This is a genomic window from Sphingosinicella microcystinivorans (genome assembly GCF_027941835.1).
Lineage (GTDB): Bacteria > Pseudomonadota > Alphaproteobacteria > Sphingomonadales > Sphingomonadaceae > Sphingosinicella.
In genome coordinates, this window is the sequence record NZ_CP116005.1 from 2,724,048 (window position 1) to 2,741,945 (window position 17,898).

Consider the following 17,898-nt stretch of genomic DNA (forward strand, 5'->3'; position numbering starts at 1 on the left):
AACGCCGCGGCCGGGCGCCCCATTCCGCACGGGGTTCGCCGGGCCTGTCCGCGGCCCGAAGGCCGGTCTGGTGTAAACGACCACCGCGCCCGGGCCGGAAAGAGGAAATCACCAGAAAGGCCGGTCGATACGCCGAAACTCGCAAGGGCCGCTGTGCGACGCTTCCCTTCGACAATACGCGGGAATCCGCGAAGGTCGCAACAAAGGAGGGGGTAATGGGAACGTTGATCGGATTGACAAGGCCGGTATGGACTGTGCTTGCCGCAAGCTTGCTCGGCAGCGCGGCCGGTTCGGCGCTTGCGCAGGAGGCGGGCACGAACGACAGGCCCGAGGAAGACATCATCGTGCTCGCCAAGCGGGGGATGATGGAGCTTTCGGTGGAGGGCGCCAAGCTGCCCATTCCCTTGAAGGAGGTGCCCCAGTCGATCGCCATCATCGACCGGGCGCTTCTCGACTCGCAGAACGTCGTCGAGCTGGAGGATGCGCTGCGCAACGCCGCCGGCGTGACGCCGGGAGGCTATTTCGAAGGGTTCGACTATTACCGCATCCGGGGGTTCGAGGCGCAGGGCAATACCTACATCGACGGGCTGCGCGCGGACCAGACCTTCTGGGTTCAGGAGGAGCTGTTCGGCATGGAAAGCGTCGAGGTGCTGAAGGGACCGCCCTCCGCGCTCTTCGGCCAGGCCCCCGCCGGCGGCCTCGTCAACCTCGTCTCGAAGCGCCCCGTGCAGGACGATTTCGTCTTCGCGCAATCGTCGATCGGGAGCTACGACTATTTCGACGCGGGGCTCGATGCCAACGTGCAGGTCGGCAGCCGCGTCGCCGTCCGCGTCAACGCGCTCTATCGCGAGCGCGGCAGCTTCGTGGACGACGTGGACGTTTCGCACCGCTATTTCATCGCGCCGACGGTTACGTTCTTTCTCGGCGACAGAACGCAGCTGACCTTGCTGTCCCAGTTCATCGACGAGAAGAACGGCGTCGCCCAGCCGCTGATCGCGGAAGGCACGGTCCTGCCGAATCCGAACGGGCGGCTTCGCCGCTCGCTTTCGATCGGCGAGCCCGATTTCGGAAGCGTGTCGAAGATCGACCGCCAGCAGGTCGGGTACGAGCTCAAGCACGAGTTTTCGGATGCGCTCTCGTTCCGCTCGATCGGGCGCGCCGGCTGGATCGACGTCGATTTCCATTCGATCTATGCGCTCGGCATAGACCGGAGCGGCGAGGGGGATTACCGCACGCTCGATCGCTTCGCCCGCAAGCAGAGCGTGGACGCGAAGTCGATCGCGGTCGACAACAACCTCATTGCCAAGTTCTCGACCGGCGGCATCAGGCACACGCTGATCCTCGGGCAGGAATACTACAGCTTCGATCAGCTTCAGGCGTTTGGGCCGTTCCGGGTCATCGCGCCGCTCGACCTGTTCGATCCCGTCTACGGGTCGCCGATCGCCGATTTCGATCTGCGCCCGCCGAGCAAGACCGAGGACAACCGCTTCGGTCTCTATGTTCAGGACCATCTGAAGATCACGGACCGGCTTTCCGTGCTGGTGGGCGGCCGCTACGACTGGGCGAAGGCGGACGGGGACAAGGAGACGCGCTTCACGCCCCGCGTCGGTCTCACCTATGAACTGACCGACGACCTGTCGGCCTTCCTCAGCTACGCGGAGTCGTTCACGCCCCAGCTGTCCTATCTCGACGCGCAGGACAATCCGCTGCCGCCCGAGCTCGGCGTCTCCTACGAGGCCGGCCTCAAGGCCGCGCTGTTCGGCGACCGGATCACCGGGACGGTCGCGATCTATGAACTGACGCGCCAGAACGTCGCGACCTCGGACGACGACTTCGGCCCCTTCTCGGGCATCTACCGCGCGACGGGCGAACAGCGCAGCCGCGGCTTCGAGATCGACGGCGTGTTCCGCATCACGCCGACATGGGAAGTGGTCGGCAGCTATTCCTATATCGACGCCGAGGTGACGAAGGACATCGACTATGTCATCGGGCAGCGCACCGCAAACGTGCCGAAGCACATGATCAACCTGTGGACCAAGTATATCGTGCCGTCCGGTCCGCTCGAAGGCTTCGGCGCCAATGCCGGCATCCGCTATCAGGGCAAGCAGTCGGGCGGACTCGTCGACGTGTTCGATCCCGATCTGGCCTTCGATCTGCCGTCCTTCACGATCGTGGATGCCGGCCTTTCCTACGAACGGGCCGGCTTCCGGCTCCACGCCAACGTGGCCAACCTGTTCGACAAGCGCTATTTCCCGGCATCGACGGGGCGGGACTATGTCATGCCGGGTATGCCGCGGACCTACCGCCTGACGGCAGGCTATCGCTTCTAGTCCGGGATCAGGCGCGGCGGGAGACGATCTCCCGCCGCGTCTTGCGCCGCGCAGACGTCAGGCCGTGTCCTGCGCGTGCCAGAGGCTGTGGGGCGGATGCCGCCCGATCCACGGACGCTCCGCCTCGAGTGCGCTCGCCATGCGGATCAGCGTCGCCTCGTCGCCGTACCTCGCGGTGAACATGACGCCGATCGGCAGCCCGTCCGCATTCCAGTGCAGCGGCACCGACATGGCGGGTACGCCGGTGACGTTGGCGAGCGGCGCGAAGGGCGAGAACCGCCAGAAGCGGCCCAGATAGTCGTCGAGATCGCCGCTGTCGGCGTCGAGCCAGCCGTGCGGGGGCGGGGGCAGGGCCAGCGTCGGCGTGAGCAGGAGGTCGCAGCCCGCGAAGAAGCGACCGAGCTCCCTGCCGAGCCTGCCGAAGCCGTAGAGGATGCGTTGCAGCTCGGTCGCCGGCAGCCGCGCGCCGCGCTCCGCCCACGCAAGGTTGCAGCGCTCCACGGTTTCCGGGCCGACGGCGCGCGCCGTGGCTTTCGAAAACGCCGGCAGATCGCTTGCAAGGCTGACGCCGATCAACGCCGTGACGTCGTCGAGGTGCTTGCCGTCCCACGTCGGCTGCGCCTCGCTGACGATGCAGCCGAGATCGTCGAGCAGCTCTGCCGCGGAGAGAACGGCGGCGCGGCAATCCTCCGAAACCGGAACGCCGTTCGGGGCGTCGAGGCAATAGTGCACGCGCAGGCCGTGCACCGGTTTGCCGAGCTCCGCCGCGAGCGGGCGCTGGAGCGGCGGCGCCGTGTAGGGCGCGCCGACATCGAGCCCGGCCGTCGCGTCCATCACGGCGGCGCAGTCGCGCACGGTCCGGGTCAGCACGTTGTGGCAGACGAGGCCGTGCCAGTAGTCGTTCTTGTCGGGGCCGGTCGGGATGCGCCCCCGGCTCGGCTTCAGGCCGAAGACGCCGCAGCAGGACGCCGGCACGCGGATCGAACCGGCGCCGTCGTTCGCGTAGGCGACGGGGACGAGGCCGGCGGCGACCGCGGCCGCCGCGCCGCCGCTCGATCCGCCGGTGGAATGGCCGAGCGCCCAGGGGTTGTGCGCCGGGCCGTGGAGAACGGGCTCGGTCGTCACGGACGACGACAGCTCGGGAACGTTGGTAAGGCCGAGAAGCTGGAAGCCGCTTTTCCGCAGGCGCGTGACGATCTCTCCCTCGCAGGCGGCGACGGTTCCGCTGGCAAGGCGGCTCCCGAAGGAGAATTCGGCGCCCTTCATGTCGGCGATGCAGTCCTTGAGCGCGATCGGCACGCCCCTGAAGGGGCCGTCGGGCAGCGTCTTGCCCGTGAAAATCTCTGTCGACACGAAGGCGTTGATGCGCGGGTTCAGAAGCGCGATCGCCCGCAGCGCGGTGTCCGCGATCTCTTCGCAGCCCAGTCTTCCCCGGCGGACCTCCCCGGCGAGAGCGGTTGCGTCCAGATCGGCATACGCGGTGAAATCGACCATCACTCTACATTCATGCTGGGGGCCAAGACCGTTCGCGCCTCGGCTCCGGCTGCCCGGACGATTTGCGTGGCGACGCTAGCGGGAGTGTGCAGGTCAAAAGCGAAGAACGGCACGGCGTCGCGGCAGAATCCTCCAAATGTGGATGGGATTTTGGTGATCGGGACCGCGGCAACGCGGGATGATGCGGATTTTACGGTACCCGGCTTCGTCTAGACATTCGGGGCAGGTGCCGGGCGACAGGGAGGGTGATGAGCGGGCGGCCGAAGGATATTCCGGGCATTGATACCCGCATTGCCCGGCGCGATTTCGTCGGCGGCGTGCTCGCCGCGTCCGGCATGGTCGGCGCGGCGCCCGTCCGCGCCGCGCCGGGCGCGGGCATCGACGGGCGCTGGTCCGGGCCGGGCGGCGTCGGCGACTATGCCGCCGCCAACGGCAACACGGCCGAGGTCGCCGCTGCCGCCCATCGCGTTCGGGACGGCGAGTTCGACGATGCGCTCCGGCACATCGCCGGGCGCGACGACGTCTACGATCTCGTCGTGGTGGGCGGTGGCGTCGCCGGGATGGCCGCCGCCTATGCGCTGCACACGCGTCGCGGCGCGGGCGGGCGCTGCCTGGTGCTGGAAAATCATCGCATGTTCGGCGGGGAATCGCGCGGCAACCAGATCGAGGTCGACGGCCGGATCGTCTCCGGCCCGCAGGGCGCGAACCAGACGGGTCCCTACACGACAGGGCTTCTCGGCGACATTCACCGCGCGCTCGGGCTTCCGATGGACTTCGCGTTCGCCGATGCCGCGCACGGGTCGCGGCCGCTGAAGATCGCCAACGATCACTTCGACTGGGTCTTCAAGCGGCGAAAGGTCGCCTCGGTCGGCTACTACTGCGGCAGCGGGCACGGCTGGATCGGCGACCCGTGGGACGACGGGCTCGCCGCGCTGCCGTGGCCTGCCGACGACAAGCGTAATCTCCTTGCATGGATGCAAAGCCCCGGCGGCCATTCGGCGCCGGGCATCGCGGGCACGACGAGCGATCCGCGCAATCTTTCGGAGGCCGACGACCCCGGCGCCGAGGATACGCCGCTTGCCCGCTGGCTCGACGGCATGAGCTATCACGCGTTCGTTCGCGATGTGATGAAGTGCGATCCCTCGGCCATCGCGAGGCTGGTCGATCCCTATCTTTCGAACACGCTGGGCGCGGGCATCGACTGCGTGTCGGCCTACGGCGCGCGCATCATGGCGATGCCGGGCGTGAGCGCGGCGGACTGGCGCAAGAGCCCCGACCGCGATTTCCTGTTCTCGTTTCCGATGGGCAACGCGATCTATCCGCGCGCGATGGTCCGCGCCATGATCCCGGCCGCCTACGCGGACGGCGGGCCGCGGACCCTCGTCTTCGGGAAAACCCGGCGGGAGGCGCTCGACCGGGCGGAGAATGCCACCCGCGTCCGGCTAGGGTCGACCGTGGTTCGTGTTGTTCACGACGGGCATCCGGACACGGCGGAGACCGTTTCGGTGATATACCTTCAGGACGGCCGACTTTACCGCGTGCGCGCGAAGGGAGTCGTGATGGCGTGCGGCGGCTGGATCGCCCGGCGGATCGTCGCCGACATGCCGGAGGACTACCGCGAGGCGTGGCAGGGGCTGCACTACGCGCCGATACTGGTTGCGAACGTCGCTGTCCGGCATTGGCGCTTCCTCGACAGGCTCGGCATATCGGCGGCGCGCTGGTTCGACGGCTTCGGCTACGCGACCAACATTCGCCGCCCGATGATGATCGACGGGCAGTCCGAACCGCTGTCTCCCGACGCGCCGACGATGCTCACCTTCTACGTGCCGTTCCTGAAGCCGGGCGATCCGGTGGCGGCGCAGACGGTCGATGCGCGTATGCGCCTGTTCGCGACGCCCTTTCACGACTTCGAGATGCAGATCCGGAGACAGATGCAGGAGATGTTCGGGGCGCACGGCTTCGATGCCCGCCGCGACATCGCGGGGATCGTGCTGAACCGGTGGGGGCACGCGTTCGTCGTGCCCGAGCCGGGCTTCTTCTTCGGTTCGCCCGGTCGCCCGCCGGCGCGCGCGTATGCGCGCAGGGGCTTCGGGCGGATCGCGTTCGGTGCAGCGGAATTGCAGGGGTATCAGACGTGGCTTGCAGCCTATCAGGAAGGGACGCGCGCGGCGCTTCAGCTGATCTGAGCGGGCGGGCGCCGGGGGGTTCAGCCCCAGAGCGCCGGTTCCGCCGGATGGACGAGGCCCTTTTCATAGCGCAGGCCGTGCGGCCGGTCGGCGGCGAGCAGCATCGGCCCGTCGAGATCGACGAACGCGGCGCGCTGCGCGACGAGCAGCGCCGGGGCCATCGCGAGCGACGTGCCGGTCATGCAGCCGACCATGATGCCGAGCCCCGCCGCCTCGGCGGCGTCCGCGAGCGCCAGCGCCTCGGTGAGGCCGCCGGTCTTGTCGAGCTTGATGTTGATATGGCTGTACCGGCCGATCACGCGCGGCAGCGAGGCGCGGTCGAGGCAGGCTTCGTCGGCGCAGAGCGGCACGGGGCTCCGGTAGCCGATGAGCGCTTCGTCGGCCTCCGGCGCGAGCGGCTGCTCGATGAGGCGGACGCCGAGCGACGCGAGCGCGGGCGCCATCCGCTCCAGAAGCTCCATCGACCAGCCGCCGTTCGCATCGACGATGAGGTCCGCGTCCGTGCGCGCGCGCCGCACCGCCTCGACGCGCGCGAGATCGCGCGCGGCTTCCACGCCGCCCAGCTTGATCTTGAAGCGGGTCCAGTCGGTCTTTTCGGCGGCCTTGCGCGCCATCGTCTCCGGGCTGTCGATGCCGAGCGTGTAGACGGTGGGGCAGGGCCTGAGCGGCGGCAGCCCGGCAAGCGCGGCCGCGCCGATGCCCGCCCGCTTCGCATCGAGGTCCCAGAGCGCGCAGTCCACGGCGTTGCGGACGGGGCCGCGCGGCAGGGCGGCGGGAAGTTCGTCGCGGGTGATGCCCTCGGCGAGGATCGGCGCGAGCGCCGTCGCCTCGGCGACGGCTTCGTCCAGCATCGCCTCGTCGGTTTCATGCGGCTCGCACTCGCCGCGCCCGGTGAAACCGCCGGCATGGAGTTCGACGACCATCATCAGGCTGTGGGTCGTCGTGCAGCGCGCGATGCGGAACGGTTCGCGCAGGGCGTGGCGCTCGGCGCGCGCGGTGATCGTGATCGGGGTCTTTTCCGGTTTCATGACGGAGCATCTTTCGTGAATAATGTTAGATATATAACAAACAGGAAAATCCGGCAACTTCGCGCATTCAGGACAATTTCGTCTCCCACGGGAAATATTGTTTCCAATCCCGGAGGCGACCTAATGCAATGATGCTATTGACATGGCAATAAAAACTTGTTGTCAGTTTTATTACATAATAGACTTGATGTCGAACGATGCGAGTCCGGCCGGAGCGGCCCGGCCATGCCAGAGGGGGAAGATATGGTGAATGCGCAGCGAAGGACCCGGAGGTTCGCGGTGCTGATGGCGTCCGCGGCGACGCTGCTGTCGGCTGCTGTCGTCGCGCCCGCGACCGCAGCGGCGGCGGAAATCGTGGAAAGCGGCGGCGAGGACGTCATCGTCGTCACGGCGACGCGCCGGAACGAGCGGCTGGAGGACGTGCCCTACAACATCCAGGCCGTGGTCGGCGAGGACCTCGCCCGCATCGGCGCCACCGCGATGGCGGACTACGTGCGCAACGTGCCGGGGCTCAGCTTCATAGATACCGGCCCCACCGACGGCGTCGACATCGTGCTGCGCGGTCTCCGCACCGGCGGCAACTCCGCCTACCGCACCACCGCGATCTACGTGGATGAGGTGGAAATCCCGACCAGCCTCGACCCCAGCATCCTCGACATCGAGCGCATCGAGGTGCTGCGCGGCCCGCAGGGCACGCTCTACGGCAGCGGCGCGATCGGCGGCGCCATCCGCTACATTTCCGCGAAGCCGGATTTCAGCCGCGTGGAAGGCGCGGCGGGCGGCGAGGTTTCCGCGACGCGCCACGGCGGCGTCAACTGGCTGGCGACGGGGATGCTGAACCTGCCGCTCGTCGCCGACAAGCTCGCGCTGCGCGTGAACGCAGGCTATTTCCGCAACGACGGCTATATCGACAACATCCTGCTCGGCCGCGACGACGTGAACACCGAGCGCACGTTCTCGACCCGCGTCGTGCTGGCGGCGAAGCCGAGCGAGACGCTCGATCTCGCGCTCACCTATTATGGCCAGCTCGCGAAATTCGGAGCCTCGTCGTCCGCCGACGAGGACCTCGGACCCTATGCGAATGCCGAGTATTTCCTCGGCTACACCAGGCGCGACCAGCACCTGTTCAGCCTCACCGCCTCCGTCGATCTGGGCGGCGCGCGGCTCACCTCCTCGACATCGTACCGCTACGCCAAGGGGCGCTCGCTCAACGACAACACCACCTATATCCGCGACGTGATCTTCGGCAGCTTCCTCCTGCCCGAGGAGCTGCCGCCGCTGAACGTCGCGACCGGCACGCGCGATAGCGGCAGGTACTGGACGCAGGAGGTGCGCCTCGTCTCCGACAGCGACGGCCCGCTCTCCTACATCCTCGGCGCCTTCTACGAGCGCTACCGCGAGCGCGACCGGCTCCAGGAAACCGTGCCGCTCGGCTTCGAAGGGCAGGAGGACTTCGAGGAGAACATCATCGGCGCCGAGCTGAACGACAACGACGAGTTCCTCTCCGTCTCGCGCCAGAAGTTCCGCCAGTGGGCCGTGTTCGGTGAAATCGGCTACGCGATCACCGAACGCTGGAAGGCGTCCATCGGCGGGCGCTATTTCGACTACCGGTCGAGCGAGACGCAGTACAACATCGACCAGTTCTTCGGGCTCGACGCGCGCAATCCGGACGGCACGGCGCGCACCGAGCCGTTCGAGGACGAGATCAGCGAAGGCCGCGCGAAGGACAGCGGCACGGTGTTCCGCTTCAACACCTCCTACGATCTCGGCGAAGGCGCGCTCGCCTACGTCACCATCGCGGAAGGCTATCGCCCCGGCGGATACAACACGGTGGGCGTCAACACCGGCGTCTCGCCCGACCAGTTCCAGTACAAGCCCGACAGCATCGTCAGCTACGAGCTGGGCGCCAAGGCGGCGCTTCTCGATCGCAAGCTCTATGTCAGCGGGTCGCTCTATTACATCGACTGGAAGGACATCCAGACGACGGTCTACACCGATCTCGGCTTCGTCGTGACCGGCAACGCCGGCAAGGCGCGCTCGAAGGGTTTCGAGCTCGAACTCAGCACGCGCAACCTGCTTGCCGATGGACTGTCCTTGGGCGCCACCTATTCGCTGACCGACGCCGAACTCAGGGAGACGATCGAAGGGCTCGGCTTCAAGGGCGAACGTATGCCCTACGTGCCGCGCCACGCCGCGTCGTTCACGGTCGATTACGAGGCCGATCTCGCCGCCGGGCTGGTCGCGGGCTTCAACGCCAACCTCACCTACACGGGCACGTCGTGGTCCGATTTCGGCACCGTGCGCCCCGGCGAGGAAGACCCCAATCCCGACTTCACGAAGCAGGACGATTATTGGCTGGCGGGCGCCTCGTTCCGCATCGGCCGCGATCCGTGGTCGGTGCGGCTCGGCATCGACAACATCTTCGATGTCCGCGCCGATCTCAGCCGCAGGCTGTTCAACACGACGTCGCCCTATCGCGATCCCTTCTACACGGGATCGGTGAACCGGCCGCGCACGATTTCGCTCGGCTTCGACGTGAAGTTCTGACCCAGGGGACGCGGTCGGATCCCTTCGGCCGGGCAGCGATGCCCGGCCGTTTTTTCAGTCGAGGAGCAGGTCCTCGTAGAAGGCGCCGAAGCGCCGCTCGGGATGCCGGATGTGCATCTCCAGCACCCAGAGCTGCGGCGCCGGGCTGAACGCGGCGTCCTTGAGCTCGCCGCGATGCACGAGCGCGTGCGGGAAATCGGCGAGGCGGTGCCCGCCGAGATCAAGGTTCAGCCGCCATCCCATCCGCTCGGCTTCCGCCGACGCATAGTCGTAGAGCGCCGTGCCGGCCGGGCGCTCCGCGCGCCACTTCGCGGCGACGCGATCGAACAGCACGCGCACGTCGCGCTTCGCGCGGTGCATCTCGGGGTCGCCGCCGGTGACGAACGTGTCGCCCGCGTCGCCTTCCCATTTCTTCCACACCGGGCCGATGTCGACGATGAAGATGTCGTCCTCGCCGAGCACGGCGCCCGGCTCCGAAGGCTCGCCGTAGAACTTCACCGTGTTCGGCCCGAAGCGCACGAAGATGCCGTGCCAGCCGCGCAGCAGCCCCGCGTCCTTGAGGACGCGCCGCGCGATCTTCCCGGCCTCCTCCTCGGCCATGCCGACGCGCATCTCGGCGGCGATCGCCCCGACGGCGGCGCGGGTGCGCGCGCGCGCCTCCATCATGCCGTCCCAGTCGTAGTTGGGGCCGAGCTGTTCTTCGGGCCGCATCATGCCTCGTTCCCCCGCGTGCGCGTCGGCCGCACGAAGCCGACGAAATCGTCGTAGAGCGCGCTGATCCGTTCCAGCCGCTCCTCGACGTCGCGGCCGCCGCCGTGGCCGACGACATCGTTCACGAGCAGGTTGATCAGCCCGACCATGGGCACCGAGCTCTGCCAGAACAGCGCGCCGTCGCTGTCCGCCGCGAGCACGTTGGTGGTGAGGCGCGGCGCCCAGTCGCAAAGCGTGTCGGTGATGATGACGAGCGGTATGCCCGTATCCGCCGCCTTTTCCGCGAGATGGCGGGACTTGCGCGAATAGCGGCGGACGTCGACGATGACGAGGCAGCGGTCGTTGCGGTCCTCGAGCAGCACGTCGGCGAAATGCCCGGAGGCGCTGTCGATGAGTTCGACGCCGGGGCGCACGTATTGCAGGTTGTGCGCGAGCAGCGCCGCGATGCCGCGCTCGGTCTGGAAGCCGACGATCTGCACGCGCCTGCTGCGCGCGATCAGCGCCACCGAATCCGCCCAGACCCTGTGCTGGCTGCGCTCGTAGACGGCGACGAGCAGCTCGATCTCGCGCTCCAGCGTCCGCCGCCTCTTGTCGCTGTCGGTGAAGTCGGAGAGGAAGTCCTGGAACGCCTGCCCGGCGAGCCACGGCAGATGCGCGGACATGCGCAGGTGCTCCTTCAGCTCGCGGAAATGCTTGAAGCCAAGCATACGGCAGAAACGGCCGACTGTTACCGCGCTGACATCGAGCCGCTGCGCGATCGACGCCGCCGTCTCGAACGGGATCATCTCGCGGTTGTTGAGCAGGAACAGCGCGATCTGGCGTTCTGCGGCCGTATAACTCGCATTCTCCGCCTCGAGCCGCGCGAACAGGTCGGTCATCTCATTCTCACTCTGCACATTGCGTCATCAATGTTACCAATATAACATTCATGACGGATTCGTCATCGTATTGATAGGCAAGGAGGGGAAAAGGTGAAAGCTCCAACACAGGCGGGCGTTTCGCGGCGCGGTGCGATCGGGCTCATGGGCATGTCGGCCACCGCCGTGCTGGCCCGCCCGGCCGCGGCCGCCGTTCCCGAAAGCGCGGTCGATGCGGCGGCGGAAGCCTACATGCGCGAACGCAATATCCCCGGCCTGCTCCTCGGCATCGTGCAGGACGGCCGCGCCGCGGTGCGCAAGGCCTACGGCTTTTCCGATCTCGAGCTTGGCGTGCCCGCGCGGCCCGAGCACATCTACCAGTCGGGCTCCACCGGCAAGATGTTCACGACGACCGCGATCATGCAGCTCGTCGCCGACGGGCGCGTGGCGCTCGATGCGCCGGTGGGGCGCTATCTGAAGACGGCGCCCGCGCTGTGGAATGCCATCACCGTCGAGCAATTGATGCGGCACCGCTCCGGCGTGCCGGACTACGACGGCGAGGAATTCAACGTCGCGCTGGAATGGACGCCGGAAGCCTTCATCGCGAAGGTCGGATCGTGGCCGCTCGATTTCGCGCCGGGCACGCGCTTCTCCTACAGCAATTCGGGGTACGTGCTGCTCGGCTTCATCATCGAGGCCGTCACCGGCAAGCCCTATGGCGCGCACCTCGCCGAGCGCGTGTTCGGACCGGCGGGGATGAAGACCGCGCGCGTCAACGACATCGACGCGATCATTCCCGGCCGCGCGCGCGGCTACCGCCCGGACAAGGACGGAGCGCTGATCCGCCCCGAGAACGTCTCGCGCACCGCCAACGCGTTCGCCGACGGCAGCCTGCTTTACAGCCTCGACGACCTCATCGCGTGGGAACATGCCGTCGCCGCGAACACCGTGCTGCCGCCGTCGGCGCAGGCGTTCATCGAAAGCGCGCCGCTGTTTCCGGACGGCACGAAACCCGTGGAGGGCTATGGCGCGGGCTGGACGACGCGGCGCGTGCGCGGGCACCGGGTGGTGTCGCACGGCGGGGTCTGGCAAGGTTTCTCGGCATGGGTCGGGCGCTGGCCGGAGAAGGGACTTGCCATGCTGATGCTGGCCAATCACGAGCGCGGCCATCCGGGCGGCCTCGCGCCGCGCCTTGCCGCGCTGTTCGATCCCGCGCTCGGCCCCTACCTGCCGGTGAAGGACGGCGATCCGCGGCGGACGGCGCGCGACCGCGCACGGCTGGCGGATTATCTCGCCGGAGCCGACACGCCCGGTGCATCGGCGCAGCAGCGGCGCGATGCGCTGATCGGTCCGCTGAAGGCCGCCGATACGTTCGCGCTCGTCGACGTGACCCGGGATGCGCGCGTCTACCGGTTCGGGGAAGCGCAGGGGCGTATGCTTGCTGTCTTCGACCGGCGGGGCGGCCTCGGCTTCGAGGTCGCCGAATGACATCGCCGCTGCTTCTCGCCGCCCTGCTGGCGGGAGGGGCCGCAGACCCGGCCGCCGTGCCGCCCGCGCTTCTCGCCGCGATCGATACGCCCGCGGAAGCGGACGCCTTCTGGCGGGACGCGCGGGGCCGGACGCCGTTCATCGAGCGGCTTCCCGGCAAGCCGGACCGGATGCGCGTGACGTTCGTGCTCCGCTCGCAGACGGATGCGGGGCTCTCCGCCGGTTTCCTGCTCTTGGAGAACAGGCGCGAGGTGCCGCTCCAACGCCTTGCCGGCACCGACATCCTCTGGCGCAGCGCCGAGCTGCCCGCCGATGCGCGCTTCGCCTATTATTTCACGAGGCCGGGCGGTGACACGCCGCACCCCGATGCGGTCTACCACGAGAGCGAGCGCGGAAAGACGCGCGACTATTTCGCCGATCCGCTGTCGGCGATGGCGTTCATGGAGCGCGGCGACGACGGCAAGGTCCGCCGCCTGTCCGCCGCGGCAGGACCGGACGCGCCGGACGATCCGGCGCTCGTCGCGGCCAAGGCGAAGGGGCGGCTTTTCGATTACACGGTGCCGAGCCGCGCGCTCGGCGAGGACCGGCCGGTGTCGGTCTACGTGCCCCCGGCGGCGGGGAAGGCGCCGGGCGTGCTGCTGATCTTCGACCGCGAGACCTATCTCGTCGCGGGCGAGCTCCCGGCCATGCTCGACGCCCTGATCGCCGGGGGCGCATCCCCCCGACGATCGCGGTGCTCGTCAGCCCGGTCGACGGTGAGCGCCGGAGCCGGGACCTGCCGCCGAACCCGGCCTTCCAGCGCTTCATCGCCGACGAGCTGATGCCGTTCGTGCGGGCGCGGCACGCGGTCGCGCGCGCGCCGGAACGCAATGTCGTCGCCGGATCGAGCTTCGGCGGGCTCGCGGCGATGTTCACCGGCCTGTCGCATCCCGAACTCTTCGGAAACGTCGTCTCGCAGTCGGGCTCGTTCTGGTGGCATCCGGCGTGCTGCGGCAAGGAAGAGGACGAGACCGACGAAGACCGCCCGCTGAACGCCGGTCCCGACGCGGACATGGGTTGGCTGATCGAGCAATATGCGCTCCGCCCGAAGGCGCCGCTCAACATCTTCATGAACGTCGGCCGCTGGGAGGGATCGCTGATGCTGATCCCGAACCGCATGATGCACCACGTGCTTCGCGCGAAGGGCTATGACGTCGCGTACCGCGAATACACCGGCGGCCACGACATCGTGCAATGGCGCGCGACGCTGCCCGGCGCGCTCGAGGCGACGATCGGCCAGTCTCGGGAATAGGCGCCTCAGGCGGCGGCGCGGGCCCTGCGCGGACGCGCGTCGAACAGGTAGATCGCCATGCCCGCGGCCATCCAGATGCCGAGGCGCAGCCACGTGTCGCCGGGAAGGCTGAGCATCAGGTAGGTGCTGCTCGCCATGCCGAGTACGGGCACGAACGGCGACCACGGCACGCGGAAGGCGCGGTGCGCGTCCGGCATCCGGCGGCGCAGCACGAGCACGCTCCAGCAGACGATGGCGAAGGCGAGCAGCGAGCCGATCGAGACGAGCTCGCCGAGCACGTCGATCGGGAACAGCCCCGCCGCGAGCGCGCAGGCGGCGCCGACGATGATCGTGCCCCACACCGGCGTGCGGAAGCGCGGGTGGATCCTTGCGAAGCGCGGCGGCACCATGCGGTCCTGCGCCATCACGTAGAGGATGCGCGTCTGCCCGTAGAGGCCCATCAGGATCGCCGAGGCGAGCCCGACGACGACGCCGACGTTGACGAGCGGAATGAGCCAGTCGAGCGCGCCGCCGGTGCCGCCGAGCGCGACCGTCACCGGGTTGGCGACGTTGAGCGTGCGGTAGTCGGCCATGCCGGTCATCACCGTCGCCATCGCGATGTAGAGCACGGTGCAGACCGCGAGCGCGCCCACGATGCCGAGGCCGATGTCGCGCTGCGGATTGCGGCTTTCCTGCGCCGAGGTGGAGACGCCGTCGAAGCCGATGAACGCGTAGAAGATGACGGCGGAGCCGCGGAACACGCCGCTCCACCCGAACTCGCCGTAGCTGCCCTGGTTTTCGGGAATGTACGGCGTCAGGTGATCGGCCTGCACGTAGAAGACGCCGCAGGCGACGACGAGCAGGATGATGCCGACCTTGATCACCACCATGGCGATGTTGGCGCGGTTGGTCTCCTTGATGCCGAGCACGAGGAGCACGGTGACGAGCCCGACGACGAGCGCGGCGGGCACGTTGAACAGCGCGCCCGTCGTCAGCATCTCGCCCGTTGGCGTGAAGCTGAGCGGTGCGTCCGCGAGGTGCGCGGGAATCCGGATGCCGATGCTTGCCATCAGGTCGGTGAAATAGCTCGACCAGCCGACCGCGACGGTCGAGCAGGCGACGAGATATTCGAGCACGAGGCACCAGCCGACGATCCAGCCGACCGTCGGCCCCGAGCTTGCGAGCGCATAGCTGTAGGCGCCGCCCGACTTCGGCAGCAGCCCGGCAAGCTCGCCGTAGCAGAGCGCCGTGCACAGGCAGACGACCGCGGCGATGATGAACGACACCGTGATCGCCGGCCCCGCGAACTGCGCGGCGGCCGTGCCGGTGATGACGAAGATGCCCGAGCCGATCGTCGCGCCGACGCCCGCCATGACGAGGTGCGTAAGCGTGAGGTGCGGGCGGAGCGTCGGGTCCGCGTCCGGCGCCTGCGTCACGCGAACACGTCCAGCAGGTGGTCGACGATCGGCGACGGCCCGAAGCGGATCGGATCGCACGCCGGAAGGCCGAGTTCCGCCTCGGCGGCGCGGATCGCGGCGCGCGCCTCTTCCTCGCCGAGGAGCGAGGTGTTGAGGCTGACGCCGATGCCACGCGCCTCGGGGTTGGTGAGCCGCGCCGCGGCGACGTGCACGGCGAGCGCGTCGGTGAGCGAAGGGCAGGGGTAGTCGCCCTCATAGCCTTGCAGCTCGCGCCGTCCCGCCTCGTGGCAGATGACGAGCGCGTCGGGCTGGCTGCCGTGGACGAGGCCGAGCGTCACGCCCGCATAGGCCGGGTGCAGCAGCGCGCCCTGTCCCTCGATCACGTGCCAGTGATCCGGCGCCGCTGCGGGCGACAGCCACTCCGCCGCGCCCGCGATGAAGTCGGCGACGACCGAATCGATGGCGATGCCGCGCCCGGTGATCATGATGCCGGTCTGCCCCGTGGGGCAGAAGGTCGAGGGCACGCCGCGCCGCCGAAGCTCGCGGTCGATGGCGAGCGCCGAGTATTTCTTGCCCACCGCGCAGTCGGTGCCGACCATCAGCAGGCGGCGGCCGCTGCGCTTCTTGCCCGTGCCGGTCCTGAACGTCTGCTGCGGGCGGCGGAGGTCGTGAAGCGTGCGCCCGTGCGCGCGGGCGGCTTCGGAAATCCCGGGATGATCGGCGAGCCGCTGGTGCAGCCCGGCCGCGACGTCCAGCCCCGCGCCGAGCGCCGCCGTGATGTGCGGTACCCATTCGGGCGCGATGAAGCCGCCGTCGTTGGCGATGCCGATCACCAGCGTCCGCACGCCCTTCGCCGCGGCCTCCGCGAAATCCATGTCCGGCAGGCCGAGATCGACCGCGCAGCCTTCCATGCGATACTGGCCGGCGCAGTCCTCCGCGCGCCATTCGGCGAGGCCCGACGCGGTCTTGGCCCAGCCGATGTCGGGGGCGGTGCCCAGAAAGAGCAGAAATGGCGGTTGCATGTGTTTCGGTTTCCGGTTGGAGGTTCAGTTGGCCCGGCGGATCACCCGGCCGGGCGTGGCGCCGGTCGGCTTGCCCGCCTCGACGACGGCGACGCCGTTCACCCAGACCGTGCGGATTCCCACGGGCAAGGCCGCGGGGTTTTCGATCGTCGCGCGGTCGGCGACGGTCGCGGGATCGAACAGCACGAGGTCGGCGGCCTGCCCCGCGGCGATGCGGCCGCGGTCGCGGATGCCCATGTGATCGGCGGCAAGCCCGCTCATCTTGTGCACGGCCTCCTCGAGCGTCAGCCGCCCGGTCTCGCGCACCATCCACGCGAGCACGCGCGGGAAGGCGCCCGCGCCGCGCGGGTGCGCGTCCTCGATGCCGCCGTCCGAGCTGATGTTGCTGTGCGGCCACGCGATGAGCGCGGCAACATCGTCCTCGGCCATCGAACGGCCGATCACGGTGTTGGAGAGGCCCTTCGCCTCGCTCTCGACGATGAGGTCGAGATAGGCGCGCGCCGGGGGCACGCCACGCAGCGCCGCGACCTCCGCGACGGTCTTGCCGACATAGGCCGGGTTCGCGGGATATTCGGTGAGGCGCAGGTCTTCCGGCCGCGCCATGTGCGCGAGCGCATACTCGGCGGCGGCGAGATCGGTGAAATCGCGGCCGGGCATCAGCACCTGAAGGTTCGACTGCCAGTAGGTGTAGGGATAGACGTCCGCCGTCACGTCGATGCCCTCGCGCCGCGCCGCGTCGAGCTTGGCGAGGATCGGCGCCGTGCCGCCCCAGCGGTCGACGATGGCGATCTTGAAGTGCGAGATCTGTACCGGAAGGCGCACGGTGCGGCCGATCTCCAGGATTTCGTCGATCGCGGCGTCGAGGCCGGTGTCCTCGCTCCTCATGTGGCTGATGTAGCGCCCGCCGTGGCGCGCCGCCGCGCGGGCGAGCGCCACGATCTCGGACGGCTCGGAATAGATGCCGGGATCGTACTCCAGCCCAGTCGACAGGCCGAGCGCGCCCGCGCGCATGTTCTCCTCGACGACCGCCGCCATCCGCTCCACCTCGGCGGGCGTCGCCGCGCGCTTGTAGTCCGCGCCCATCACGGCGCCGCGCACGCTGTTGTGGCCGATGTACGTCGCGACGTTCACGGCCGCCGGATGCGCCTCGCGCTTCGCGAACAGCTCGGCGACCGGCAGGGGGCCGCCGCCGTCCTGCCCGGCGACGATGGTGGTGATGCCCTGCGCCGCCGCCGCGAGCGCGTCCGGATGCGCGTCGAGGCCGCCGTCGTGGTGGCTGTGCGTGTCGATGAAGCCGGGCGCGAGGACGAGGCCGCTGCCGTCGACGATGCGGGTCGCCTTGCCGCGCGCGCCGGGGCCGACCGCGGCGATGCGGCCGTCCTCCACGCGGACGTCGGCCGTGCGCGCCGCAGCGCCGGTCCCGTCGACGACGGCCGCGCCGACGATGACGAAGCTCTCCGCGGCGGACGGCGCCCCCCAGAGCGCGACCGCCGACACGAGCGCCGCGCGCAGCACCGATCGAATCATGAATGCTCTCCCCTGCAAGC

General features: G+C 68.8%; 13 protein-coding genes. 6 read left to right on the top strand and 7 right to left on the bottom strand.

What is annotated here, in order from left to right:
• The first annotated feature begins 215 nt into the window (after nucleotides 1–215).
• Entirely contained in the window at nucleotides 216–2,330 is a 2,115-nt protein-coding gene (locus tag PE061_RS13115) for a TonB-dependent siderophore receptor (RefSeq protein ID WP_271255723.1), read from the top strand.
• Between the two features lie 57 nt (nucleotides 2,331–2,387).
• On the opposite strand, the gene PE061_RS13120 is transcribed toward PE061_RS13115, so the two are convergent.
• On the bottom strand, nucleotides 2,388–3,824 hold the full coding sequence (locus PE061_RS13120; protein WP_271255724.1) for an amidase: 1,437 nt from the start codon (nucleotides 3,822–3,824) through the stop codon (nucleotides 2,388–2,390).
• Nucleotides 3,825–4,072: 248 nt separating this feature from the next.
• Between PE061_RS13120 and PE061_RS13125 the strand changes: the two genes are divergently transcribed.
• A complete protein-coding gene (locus PE061_RS13125; RefSeq protein WP_271255725.1) occupies nucleotides 4,073–6,010 on the top strand; it encodes an FAD-dependent oxidoreductase in 1,938 nt (645 codons plus the stop codon).
• Between the two features lie 20 nt (nucleotides 6,011–6,030).
• On the opposite strand, the gene dgcA is transcribed toward PE061_RS13125, so the two are convergent.
• Nucleotides 6,031–7,038 (bottom strand): N-acetyl-D-Glu racemase DgcA, encoded by a 1,008-nt coding sequence (gene dgcA, locus PE061_RS13130; RefSeq protein WP_271255726.1) that lies wholly within the window; start codon nucleotides 7,036–7,038, stop codon nucleotides 6,031–6,033.
• Between the two features lie 243 nt (nucleotides 7,039–7,281).
• Between dgcA and PE061_RS13135 the strand changes: the two genes are divergently transcribed.
• Complete coding sequence (locus tag PE061_RS13135; protein WP_271255727.1) at nucleotides 7,282–9,585, top strand: TonB-dependent receptor; 2,304 nt, start codon at nucleotides 7,282–7,284, stop codon at nucleotides 9,583–9,585.
• Nucleotides 9,586–9,639: 54 nt separating this feature from the next.
• Here the strand turns inward: PE061_RS13135 and PE061_RS13140 are convergent, their stop codons facing one another.
• Both PE061_RS13140 and PE061_RS13145 read right to left on the bottom strand, forming a co-directional pair.
• A complete protein-coding gene (locus tag PE061_RS13140; RefSeq protein ID WP_271255728.1) occupies nucleotides 9,640–10,299 on the bottom strand; it encodes a M24 family metallopeptidase in 660 nt (219 codons plus the stop codon).
• Nucleotides 10,296–11,174, bottom strand: coding sequence for a MurR/RpiR family transcriptional regulator (locus PE061_RS13145; RefSeq protein ID WP_271255729.1), 879 nt, complete (start codon nucleotides 11,172–11,174; stop codon nucleotides 10,296–10,298). The genes PE061_RS13140 and PE061_RS13145 overlap by 4 nt, the downstream gene beginning before the upstream one ends.
• A gap of 93 nt (nucleotides 11,175–11,267) precedes the next feature.
• On the opposite strand from PE061_RS13145, the gene PE061_RS13150 reads away from it, so the two are divergent.
• Genes PE061_RS13150 through PE061_RS13160 form a run of 3 tightly spaced genes read left to right on the top strand, consistent with a single transcriptional unit; the run spans nucleotide 11,268 to nucleotide 13,932 of the window.
• Complete coding sequence (locus PE061_RS13150; protein ID WP_271255730.1) at nucleotides 11,268–12,641, top strand: serine hydrolase domain-containing protein; 1,374 nt, start codon at nucleotides 11,268–11,270, stop codon at nucleotides 12,639–12,641.
• On the top strand, nucleotides 12,638–13,462 hold the full coding sequence (locus PE061_RS13155) for an enterochelin esterase domain-containing protein (RefSeq protein ID WP_271255731.1): 825 nt from the start codon (nucleotides 12,638–12,640) through the stop codon (nucleotides 13,460–13,462). Before PE061_RS13150 ends, PE061_RS13155 begins: the two co-directional genes overlap by 4 nt.
• Nucleotides 13,375–13,932, top strand: a complete 558-nt coding sequence (locus PE061_RS13160) for an alpha/beta hydrolase (RefSeq protein WP_271255732.1) — start codon at nucleotides 13,375–13,377, stop codon at nucleotides 13,930–13,932. Before PE061_RS13155 ends, PE061_RS13160 begins: the two co-directional genes overlap by 88 nt.
• Before the next feature lie 5 nt (nucleotides 13,933–13,937).
• Here PE061_RS13160 and PE061_RS13165 read toward each other — a convergent pair whose 3' ends face one another.
• From PE061_RS13165 to PE061_RS13175, 3 genes are read right to left on the bottom strand one after another with little or no spacing between them, the layout of a single operon-like run.
• Nucleotides 13,938–15,347 carry an amino acid permease gene (locus PE061_RS13165; RefSeq protein WP_271255733.1) on the bottom strand — a complete coding sequence of 470 codons (1,410 nt, stop codon included), beginning with the start codon at nucleotides 15,345–15,347 and terminating at the stop codon, nucleotides 13,938–13,940.
• Nucleotides 15,344–16,351, bottom strand: coding sequence for a DUF1611 domain-containing protein (locus PE061_RS13170; protein WP_271255734.1), 1,008 nt, complete (start codon nucleotides 16,349–16,351; stop codon nucleotides 15,344–15,346). Before PE061_RS13170 ends, PE061_RS13165 begins: the two co-directional genes overlap by 4 nt.
• Before the next feature lie 24 nt (nucleotides 16,352–16,375).
• Nucleotides 16,376–17,878, bottom strand: coding sequence for an N-acyl-D-amino-acid deacylase family protein (locus tag PE061_RS13175; protein ID WP_271255735.1), 1,503 nt, complete (start codon nucleotides 17,876–17,878; stop codon nucleotides 16,376–16,378).
• Nucleotides 17,879–17,898 lie beyond the last annotated feature (20 nt).